Source organism: Microbacterium xerophyticum, from assembly GCF_053543555.1.
In genome coordinates, this window is sequence record NZ_JBLVOB010000007.1 from 759,950 (window position 1) to 770,268 (window position 10,319).

The window sequence follows — 10,319 nt, forward strand, 5'->3', positions numbered from 1 at the left end:
CCGCGGCGGGCCGGAGAGGCTCGCCGACCGGGATCAGTGCAGTCGCACCGGCTCGCCGAGGGCGGGCGTGAGCACGGTCGTGCCCCCCGGTGCGAACTTCGCGATCAGGCCGCGATGCATCTGCTGGTGAGCCGGGGCGAGCCCGCCCTCGTGCACCGGGATGACGATGCGCGGCGCGACCTCGCGCAGGTAGTCGATCGCCTCCGAGAGCTTCATCCACGGCGCACCGGTCGGAAGCAACAGGACCTCTACGTCGAAGTCGGGACGCGCGAAGGCATCACCGGGCGCGAAGACCCGGCCTGCGATGCGATAGCCGTAGTCGTCGGGGAGCGGGAGCCCCGGGTAGATGGTCTCGTGCTCCCAGGCGGTCACATCGACGTCGACACCCGCGATCAGCTGCGAACCGGGTTCAAGCACGTGGGCATCGCCCAGGCCTGCGTCCGCGGCGATCGCGACCGCTGCGGCATCCCCATAGAGCGGAACCTGCGCTGCGCCACGTGCCGCGCGGATCTGATCCGGTGAGATGTGGTCAGGATGTGCGTGCGTGATCAGGATCGCATCCAGATCGGGGATCGGCGAGAGCGCCGGCGTGAGCGTGCCAGGGTCCAGCAAGAGGCGAGCGCTGCCGGCGGCGGTCGGCGCCTCGATCAGCACGCAGGAGTGGCCGAGGTGGGTGAGGGTCAATGCGGAAGTCATGGCGGAGCCTTTCTCTGTCAGGCGGGAACAACGGTGATGCGCTCGGGCGGGAGCTGCAGCCAGACGGTCTGCTGGTCCGCGATCTCGAGGTACGGGTCGACCCGGATCAACCAGCGATGATCGGCGGCCCGCACGTGGCACTCGAGGCGGTCGCCGATGAACATCGAACGCACCAGCTTCCCCTCGACGACATTGACGGTGCCCACCTGCGGCGGACTCGTCGAGACCCCGATGGCCTCGGGGCGGACCGAGACCGAGACCCGGTCCCCATCGACATGCGGCGCGGTCCCGGTCGTGAATGTGCCCGCCGTCGTCTCGACGCAGCCGTCGCGCACCACGCCGTCGATGAAGTTGGTACGACCGACGAAGTCGGCCACGAACCGGTCGGCTGGGTTCTGGTAGATCTCGCGCGGCTTGCCCTCCTGCACGATGCGGCCGGCGTTCATCACCGCCACTCTGGTCGACATGCTGAGTGCTTCGTCCTGATCGTGGGTGACGAACAAGGTGGCGATGCCGAGGTCGCGCTGCAGCTTGATCACCTCTGTGCGCATCGCCTCACGCAGCTTCGCGTCGAGATTCGAAAGCGGCTCGTCGAGCAGGAGCAGCTTCGGCCGGCTCACCAGTGCCCGGGCGAGGGCGAGGCGCTGCTGCTGGCCGCCGGACATCTGCGTCGCGGCTCTTCCGGCGAACCCCTCGAGATGGACCGCGGCGAGAGCTTCCTCGACGCGCGCTGCGATCTCCTTCCGCGACAGCCGGTTGCGCTGCACCTGCAGCGGGAAGGCCGCGTTATCGAACACCGACATGTGCGGCCAGATGCCGTAATTCTGGAACACCATGCCGAGTCCGCGCCTGTGGGACGGGACCGCGAGTCTGCCCCGACACACGACGCGGCCGGCGATGGAGATTTCACCCTCGTCCGGGTGTTCGAGCCCTGCGACGGAGCGGAGCGTGGACGTCTTGCCGCACCCGGAAGGACCGAGGAGCGTGTAGAGCTCCCCCTCGTCGATGCGGAAGCTCACGTCGTCGATGGCGCGAACAGTGGCCGTCTTCGACGAGAACGTCTTTCGCAGACCGTCGACTTTCAGGGGCAGCGAGGTGGTCTCGGTCATCAGCGTACGCTTCCGTTCTTGCGGGTGAGGACGAGATAGACGGCCACGACGGGCGACATCGCGACGATCATGATCAGGGTGACAGCCGAGGCGCTGCCCATCGCGCCTCCTTGGAACAGCGACCACGACACCAGCGCGAGGGGTGCGCTGTCGGGTGTGGCGAGGAGGGCGGGGACGGTGAGGTCGCGCATGGCGAGTAGCGCCAGCCAGAGCCAGGAGTAGAGGATCGTGGGCATTAGCAGCGGCAGGGTCACCCGCAGCAGCACTTGACGGACTGTTCCGCCCGACATCCGTGCGGACTCCTCGAGTTCGGGGTGGATCTGCATGAGCGCCGCGGAGATGTTGCGGTTCGCGAAGGGCACCTGCACGAGAGCCAGCACGATTGCGATCAGCATGATCGAGCCGTACAGCCAGCCCTTGAAGAAGTACACGACCGTGATCATCGCGCTGAGCGCGAAGATCGTCGTCGGGACGGCCTGGGGGAAGAACGCGGCGAGGTCGAACGCGAACCTCGCCCGCAGCCGCGTGCGGATCACGATGAACGAGATCGCCACGCTCACGGCGACGGCCAGCGTCGGCGCGACGATCGCAAGATGGAGGGTGTTCATGAATCCGCGGATCAGGCTGTCCCAGTTGAGTTGCTGATAGTTCGCGAGGGTGATCGAGCCGAGTGCCTCGATCGAGGGTGGGCGGAGGTACTTCAGCAGCGACGCCCAGATGACCATGAGAAGCGGCAGCACCATGGAGAGCAGGAAGTAGGCGAGGACGAAGACGCCGGCCGCGACCCGTCCCGACAGCGAGAGCCGGTTGCGCGCCGGGCGGTACCCCTTGCCCGAGAGCACCTGATACTTGCTGCCCGAGCGGAGCACACGCATGTACCAGAGGCTGAGTCCGATCGCGGCGACGATCAGCACCGCCGAGAACGCCGTCGAGACCCCGTAGTCGGTCACCCCGCCGGCCGGATTCGCTTGCAGGTACAGGAACGTACTGAAGACGAGGGTGCGATTGGCGAGTCCGAGCACGAGCGGCACGTCCAGTGCGGAGAGCGCGATGGTCGACACGAACATGAAGGAGCTCAGCAGCGCTGGCGTCACCAACGGCAACGTGACCCGGCGGATGACTGTGAGCGTGTTCGCCCCGGCGGTGCGTGCCGACTCCTCCAGCGATCCGTCCATGTTGCGCAGGCTCCCGGACACCATCATGAAGACCAGCCCGGAGAGGGAGAGCCCCTCGACGAATCCCATGCCGGCGACCGTGGAGACGTCGAACGGTGCCTCCTCAAGGCCGAAAAGATCCATGATCCAGATGTTCAGCGCCCCGATCCGCGGATGCAGCAGGAACAGCCAGCCCATGGCGGTGAAGAAGCTGGGAATGAGGATGCGCAACAGCACGAGCCCATTCACTGTGCGGGTGAGTCCGAAGTCCGTCCGCTCGACGATCAGTGCGAGCACGGTGCCCAGAGTGAGGGCGATCAGCGCGGTGATCGCGATGTAGAGCGCGGTGTTGAGCGCCACCTCCAGCAGAGCGGGGTCTGTGACGAGCGCGGCGTAGTTCTGCAGCGTGAACGCGCCGCTGGGCGTGCCGTTCTCGCGGATGCTCAGCGAGAAGACGACCAGCAGCAGGCCCATGATCCCGACGACCGGGAACATGGCCACCACGATAAAGAACCGGGTGACGGCCGTGCTCCGGCGCTCCGGCTTGAGTTCCGTCCCCCGTAGGAGGCGCTCCTGTTCACGGAGCGCCTCCTGTGAGATCGTCGTGGTGTCTGTATGCATCACTCTGTCCCTGTTCGGCCGCTGGGACTACTGCTTCAGGGACGCGACGATCGCGCCCTTGAACTCGCGGGTGAACAGGTCGGCGTTGTCGAGCACGAAGGCGACGTCGACGAAGGTGAGTTCGATGTCCTCGTCCTCTAGTTCCGCCACGTACTCCGCGCTGTGCGTGCCTTCGATCAGCGCGTTGTCGACCGCGATCCCGTCCCACATGATGCCCTGCGCGGTCGAGGTGTTCAGCCACGATGCGAACAGCGCGGCAGCGGCCGGGTGCGCGGAGTTCTGCGGTACCCCGACGTACACGGAGTTCGCAACAGCGCCGTCCTCCGGCGTGACGAAGCCGAGCGGAGCCCCCTCGCGCACTCCCTCATCGACGTAGGACTTCCCGCAGGCCACCCACATCGCGTCGAACTCGCCGGATGCGATGCGATCGACCTCTCCGCAATTGATCAGCCCTGCGGGCGCGAACTCCGACAGGTGCTTGAGCACGGCCTCCGTACCGCCCATCCCGACTGCGAGCGTGTTGAAGCTCGCACCGTAGGGGGTGCTCGCGATGGCGTAGTCGTCCATCTTCAGCACGTCATCGGCAGAGCTCGGCAGGTCGCCTTCGTCGACCCGGTCGATGTTGTAGATGAAGCCGGGGAACTGATGCGCCACGACGATGTACTGGCCAGCGGCGGCCTCGAGGTCCGCGTTCCAGGGGGAGAACGACGCCCAGTCCTGCGGCGCGATGAGATCGTTGCCGACGGTGCCTGCCGTGGCCGCGGTGGTCAGGAAGAGGTCGCTCGAGGCGCTCACCCCTGCTCCGGCCTCCTCGGTGAGCTTGGCGGCGAGCGTGTCGATGTTCGATTCGAATGCGAGCCGCACAGGGATGTCGAGGTCGTACTCCTTCTTGAATGCCTCGGCGAGTTTGGTGCTGGCCGCGTCGGGGAACAGCGCCCATGTGATGGTGAGCGCTCCCTCGGCTTCCGCCTCTTCGACGAGTGCGGTTAGGGCTTCTGTCTTCTCGACCGGAGCCGACTCCCCGGACGTGTCGGCCGGGGCAGGGCTGCCCGAGCAGGATGCGAGGGCGACGATCAGGCCGAGTCCGGCGATTGCTGCTGCAGAACGGGTGGTGCGTGTTCTCATGATCTCTCCTCCTTGAGAGTTTGGTGTCTCGCTTTGCAGAACACCAGTTTCATTCTATGGGACGGGCTCGCGGGAAGCAAGCATCCGTTCCGGCGCTTCACCTCTTCGAAGTCGTCGCTGACCGCGACACTCTCCGCCTTTCTTGCTCTGGTGCAGCAGCGATCTTCACACTCTGGAGGCGAGCCAGCCCGGGGCGCGTCCGCATACCTCCCACGCTCTGCCGTCCGGGGCTGCTTCCAGCGTGAGTCTTCACCGGCGGAGCGGCGTACGGTCGACCTCAGCCGGCGACCACGCCCATCCAGATCGGTTCGGCCCTGGCTTCGAGGGTGGCGAAGGCGCGATCGGCTTCCGCGAGCGGCCAGCGGTGCGTGATGAGAGCCTCTGCGTCGAGCGCACCTGACTCCATCAGGCGGAGCACAGCCGCCACGTCGGCCCGGGTGCATGCGCGGGATCCGATGACGCTCCACATGCTGTTCATGAGGATGCGCAGCGGCACGTCGATTGGCGCCTGGCCGCCGCCCATATGGACGAGGCTGCCGCCCATCCGCAGCGACTGCAGCGCCTGCGTGGCGCCCGCTCCGGCGGTGAGGAAGTCGACGACCGCGTGCGGGCCGTCCGGGGCGAGTTCGCGGAGTCGTCGGGTGAGTGCCCCGCTCTGCTCCCAGTCATCGGGCAGCTCATCGAACGCGATGCTGTCGATCGGGATCCTCACCGGCAGCCCGGCCACCGCGCGCAGGCGCTCGGCGGAACGGCCGACCAAGATGACGCGCCCAACTCCGAGGTGAGGGGCCAGCAGCAGCGAGGCGGTCGCCATCGCCCCGGTCGCCGCGGTGATCACGAGCGTTCCGCCCACGGGGATGGACGCTGTGCGGAGTGCGCGGTAGGCGTTGGCCAGGTCGTGCAGCTTCGCCGCGACCTCGAACGAGACGTGATCCGGGATCTCGTCGATCAGCCAGATCGGCACCCGCACGTACTCTGCGAGCCCGCCGTCGTGGTACCGCTCGTACCCGGGGTTCGGCCCCGAGCCGTGCGCCGCCGCACCGATCATGGCGGTCTGAGCGCACATCTGCTCACGGTCGGTCAGGCAGTATTCGCAGGACCGGCAGGAGAGCATCGGATGCACCCGCACGCGCCGGCCTATCAGCGGTTCGCTGGCTGCGCCACCTGACTTCACAACCACCCCGGCGGCCTCGTGGCCGATCACCGTGGGCAGCTGGCCGAACCGTCCGAGTCGCAGCAGCTTCAGGATCATCGGCGAGATGCCCGCCGCGACGACCTTCACCAGCACCTCGTCGGCGGCGGGCTCCGGCACCGCGCGCTCCACGAAGCGGATCGGGTCCGAGGCCGATTCCGCCACCCAGGCCCTCATCGTCGCGGGAACCACGCCTCCGGCATCCGCGCTCACAATCCTGCTCGCTCCGCCTCGACCACGGCGAGATCGACCGGCGTCGCCGCACCCGTGGATTCCGCGATCTGCGGCACGTGGGCGCGGACGCACATGACACCGTCGATCTCCTGCAGGTAGGTCGTCCCCGAGCAGACCCGGATGTGCGTGCTCTCACCGCGGGCAATGCTCGTGAAGGCCACCCCGATCGGGATGCGCACGAAGTCACCCGGTACGACCCGGACCATGCCGCGCTGCGTGACTAGCAGCCGCTCGCCGCTGATCTGGTACTGGATCTCCTCGCAGTCGTGGTGCCGCTCGTACACCTCGCCGCGGTCGCCCGACAGGCGGGTCTGGCCGATCATGATGTGGGGAGAGCGATACAGCCAGGTGGTGCCCGTCTCACCGCCGTCGGCGCGGAGGATCTCGAGGCGCTCGTCAGTCCGCAGGGCGTTCTCCCAGATGTCGAGCTCGTTCGTCGGGAACATCACCACGTCGTGCTCCGGGCCGCCCAAGCACTCGGTCACGAGCTCGTTGACGACGGCCGGTTCCCAGTCGCGTGGGGGGATGAGCGCCTCGGTGCGCCGATCCGAGGGCGCGAGCTCCGTCACCGGTGCCGGCGTGTAGAAGAGGATGTGGATGTCGCCGCGCCCGTAGTTGTCATGGGCTGTGCCCACCGGCATCCGGGTGTAATCGCCGGGGCGCAGCTCGACGGTGCCGAGGTCGGTGATGAGCGTGCGCTCCCCGGAAACCTGGAACGACAACTCGTCCACGTCGGTGTTGCGGTGATAGAAGGGCTGCCGGGAATCGGGCATGGTCTGCCACTCGAGGCGCAGGTAGCTGCTCTCGAACACCGGTCGCGGATGCCCCATGGGCACCGGCTCGTACTCGGCGGGGAAGTGGATCACCTGGATCGGGGTGTGGTCGGTCAGGACCTTGCGGCTGGGCAGTGACGGCGCCAGGAGCAGCGACTCGTCGCGCTTCCAGACTTTGGGCGCCGCCTCGAACGGGTAACTGCTCCAGTGCTCTTCGACGATGGCCATCGCCTTCTCCTCATCTCGGCCGGTGCCGGCCGTCGTGTCAGTCGTTCAGATATCCGCGGTCGCGGTAGTGGCGCTCGGCGCCGGGATGCAGGGGCACGCCGTCGACCCGCGCTGCCCGCGACAGGTCGAGGGGGCTGGTCATCGGCGGCGTCGGACCCTCGAAGCGCCGGTTGATCAGCACGGTCTGCTCCTCGAGCGCCTGCACGGCGAGCGCCGCGATGTCATCGGGCGTGGACTCAGCGCAGTAGAGCACCCAGCCTGAGAAGTCGATCGTGGCAACGTCAGCCTCGACCCCGGGGAAGCGGCCCTTCTCGATGACGGCGCGGGGGATCGCCCGCTCCTCGCACCATTCGAGGACCTCCTCGTCGAGGGCGAGGAAGTCGAGGTCGTAGTCGGCCGTCAGCCGCTTCCAGCGCAGCGTCATGATCGCCTCGTCGAAGACGGCGTCGAACGTCGGGTCGACCGGGATCGATTCCGGCGAGTTCTGGTTGCGCGGCCGGTCACGAAGGACCTCGCCGCCCCACGCGGCGATGTCCTCCTGGGTGAATCCGTAGAGCCGGAAGATCTCGTCGAGGATCCACCCCGCCGGATGCCCCTGATCGCGCGTCGGCATCGACAGTCGCAACGCAGGACGACGCTCGGCGATCTCACGCATGGAGGTCATGCCGGTCTGCCTGCGCACGGCGAGGGCGAGCCGGTCATCGTGCGGGAACTCGGCGATCGCGCACAGCGGGAGCGGCTCGTCGAAGATGCCCAGGCCCTCGCGTGCATGGCGGAGCATCCACGTCGGGGTCGTGATCCCGAAGTCGTACTGGCCGTCGGCAACCAGCCGAGGGCCGTCGAGGGCGAGTGCCGAGGGCGGCGTGCCGGTCACGGCGGAGATCGTCGATCCCGCCGGAAGCGCTCCGTGGTAGCCGCCCATGCCGTTGGCCACCAGGCTGCCGATGGTCATGAAGTTCTGACCGGGGCACAGGATGCGCAGGTGTTGAATGTCATCCATTCAGATCTCGCTCTCGGGATCGGCGCCGCGGTCGGCGAGGCGACGGAGGTAGGCGTAGCCGGCGGCGATCTGCGACGCCGGCCAGGCGTGCTCGCGCTTGGCCGCAACCTCAGCCGCGTCCGATCGCACCACCGGGCCGCCCGCTGCGATCGCCTGAACGGCCGACCGGCAGGCGCGCGCCAGCAGCACGGCGCGCATCACGGCCTCCCCCTCATCGGTGCCGACGGCTACGAGGCCGTGCTTCGGCATGAGACACGCAGGGGCATCGCCCAGGGTGTCGGCGAGCGCTCGTCCGAGGGCCTCGTCGCGCACCAGGTCGCCGGTCTGCATGAAACGGGGAACCTGCGGCTCCGCGAAGAGCACGCCGTCGTGGGAGATGGCGGGCAGAGGCACGTTGAGCGAGGAGAAGACGTTCGCCGCCTCGGCGTGCGTGTGCGCGACCGCGTTCACATCGCGCCGCGCCCGAAGGATCTCGGAGTGGATGTGGTACTCGACGTGCACGCGGCCGTCGCCCTCCAGAACGTCTCCATCCCAGTCCACGAGCAGCACCCGGGACGCGTCGACCTCCTCGAAGGCCCAGCCCGCGGCCTTCATCCACAGTCCGCGCCCTTCCGGGTCGCGGAGGGACAGATGCCCCCAGATCAGGTCGGACTGGCCGGCCGCCGCGAGTGCGCGAGTGGCGACAGCGACGGTCTCTCGGGGTGACGTCTCCATCAGGCCATCCTCTCGCTTGTCACGGAATTCACTGAATACGAGACAATCACACGCTGTCCTGCAAAACAAGACCATATTCCCCTTTTTCAGGACGTGCGGTAGTGTGATCGTCATTCAGCCCCACTGTCGGCACGAAGGAGCCACGGCACATGCAGCACGAGTCGGAGAAGCGAGTCCTCGTCGTCGGGGCGGGCCCCGTCGGGATGACCGCCGCGATCCTGCTCGCCGCAGAGGGCATCCCCGTCACAGTCGTCGAGAAGAACACCACCACCGCCGACGATCCGAAGGCGATCAGCCTGGACGACGAGTCGCTGCGCGTGTATCAGCGCGCCGGAATCGTCGACCGCGTGTTGCCGGTCATCGTCCCGGGCACAGGAACCACGTACTACGACGCAGACGACAGGATGCTGTTCCACGGTGGCGCCACCATGCCGTACCGCGGCGGCTACTCGTTCAAGAATCCCTTCGCGCAGCCGGACCTGGAGCGGGTGCTGCGCACTGCTCTCGACGAGCATCCGCTGGTCGACGTGCGCTTCGGGACCGAGCTGATCGATCTCGAGCAGGATGACGACGGCGTCATCGCTCTCGTCGTCGGCCCCAAGGGTGAGTCCTCGGTTCGCGCCGCCGCCGCCCTCGGAGCCGACGGAGGCCGCTCACGCGTGCGCGCGCTGCTCGATATCCCCATGAGCGGGCGCAGCCATTCGGACGTGTGGCTCGTGATCGACTGCATCGAGGACGTCCGCACCGAGCGGTACGGGATGCATCATGCAGATCCGGGCCGTCCGCACGTCGTCGTCCCCGGCCTGCACGGACGCTGCCGCTACGAGTTCTATCTGCACCCCGGCGAGTGCGAGGCGACGGCGGAGCCTCCGTTCGCCCTCATCGAGCGACTGCTGGCGAGATACCGCACGATCACGCCCGCCCAGGTCGAGCGCGCCGTCGCTTACCGCTTCCACGGACTGAACGCCGACCGCTGGCGCGTGGGCCGGGCATTCCTGCTCGGTGACGCCGCGCACATGATGCCGCCGTTCGCCGGACAGGGCCTCAACTCGGGCATCCGCGACGCGGCCAACCTGACCTGGAAGCTCGCGGCCGTCCTGCGCGACGGGGCCGATGACACGATCCTCGACACCTACGAGCAGGAGCGTCGACCGCACGCCGCCGCCGTGATCCGCAGCTCGGAACGCCTCGGCCGGGTGGTGATGACCACGAACGAGCGCCTGGCCCGCTTCCGAGACCGAGTGGTGCGGGAGGCACTGGCGACCCCGGACGGTCGCGCCTTCTTCGAGGGGATGCAGTACCGCCCCTCCCCTCGGATCATTAAGGGGCTCGTCGCCGATCCGGCCGAGCATCCGCTCATCGGCACGGCCATCGGCCAGCCCCAGGTCTTCGATTTCGCCCGACGTCGGCCTGTGCGCCTCGACGACCTGCTGGGGCGTGGCTGGGCTCTCGTCGGCGTCGGCATCGAAGACG

9 protein-coding genes are annotated in these 10,319 nt (G+C 67.8%); 1 reads left to right on the top strand and 8 read right to left on the bottom strand.

The window, feature by feature from the left end:
- Positions 1–33: 33 nt before the first annotated feature.
- From ACNPNP_RS15195 to ACNPNP_RS15230, 8 genes are all read right to left on the bottom strand, one after another.
- Positions 34–696 (bottom strand): MBL fold metallo-hydrolase, encoded by a 663-nt coding sequence (locus ACNPNP_RS15195; RefSeq protein ID WP_448966861.1) that lies wholly within the window; start codon positions 694–696, stop codon positions 34–36.
- Between the two features lie 17 nt (positions 697–713).
- Complete coding sequence (locus ACNPNP_RS15200; RefSeq protein WP_448966862.1) at positions 714–1,805, bottom strand: ABC transporter ATP-binding protein; 1,092 nt, start codon at positions 1,803–1,805, stop codon at positions 714–716.
- Positions 1,805–3,580: an ABC transporter permease gene (locus ACNPNP_RS15205; RefSeq protein ID WP_448966863.1), complete on the bottom strand. Its 1,776-nt coding sequence runs from the start codon at positions 3,578–3,580 to the stop codon at positions 1,805–1,807. The genes ACNPNP_RS15200 and ACNPNP_RS15205 overlap by 1 nt, the downstream gene beginning before the upstream one ends.
- 27 nt (positions 3,581–3,607) lie before the next feature.
- Positions 3,608–4,705, bottom strand: coding sequence for an ABC transporter substrate-binding protein (locus tag ACNPNP_RS15210; RefSeq protein ID WP_448966864.1), 1,098 nt, complete (start codon positions 4,703–4,705; stop codon positions 3,608–3,610).
- A 277-nt stretch (positions 4,706–4,982) separates the two neighbouring features.
- A complete protein-coding gene (locus ACNPNP_RS15215; RefSeq protein ID WP_448966865.1) occupies positions 4,983–6,062 on the bottom strand; it encodes a zinc-dependent alcohol dehydrogenase in 1,080 nt (359 codons plus the stop codon).
- A gap of 44 nt (positions 6,063–6,106) precedes the next feature.
- On the bottom strand, positions 6,107–7,132 hold the full coding sequence (locus tag ACNPNP_RS15220; protein ID WP_448966866.1) for a hypothetical protein: 1,026 nt from the start codon (positions 7,130–7,132) through the stop codon (positions 6,107–6,109).
- A 37-nt stretch (positions 7,133–7,169) separates the two neighbouring features.
- Entirely contained in the window at positions 7,170–8,132 is a 963-nt protein-coding gene (locus ACNPNP_RS15225) for a TAXI family TRAP transporter solute-binding subunit (protein ID WP_448966867.1), read from the bottom strand.
- Positions 8,133–8,846 carry a class II aldolase/adducin family protein gene (locus ACNPNP_RS15230; RefSeq protein ID WP_448966868.1) on the bottom strand — a complete coding sequence of 238 codons (714 nt, stop codon included), beginning with the start codon at positions 8,844–8,846 and terminating at the stop codon, positions 8,133–8,135. It lies immediately after the preceding gene.
- 149 nt (positions 8,847–8,995) lie between these two features.
- On the opposite strand from ACNPNP_RS15230, the gene ACNPNP_RS15235 reads away from it, so the two are divergent.
- Positions 8,996–10,319: FAD-dependent monooxygenase (locus tag ACNPNP_RS15235; protein ID WP_448966869.1), on the top strand; the 1,324-nt coding region annotated here is incomplete at its 3' end.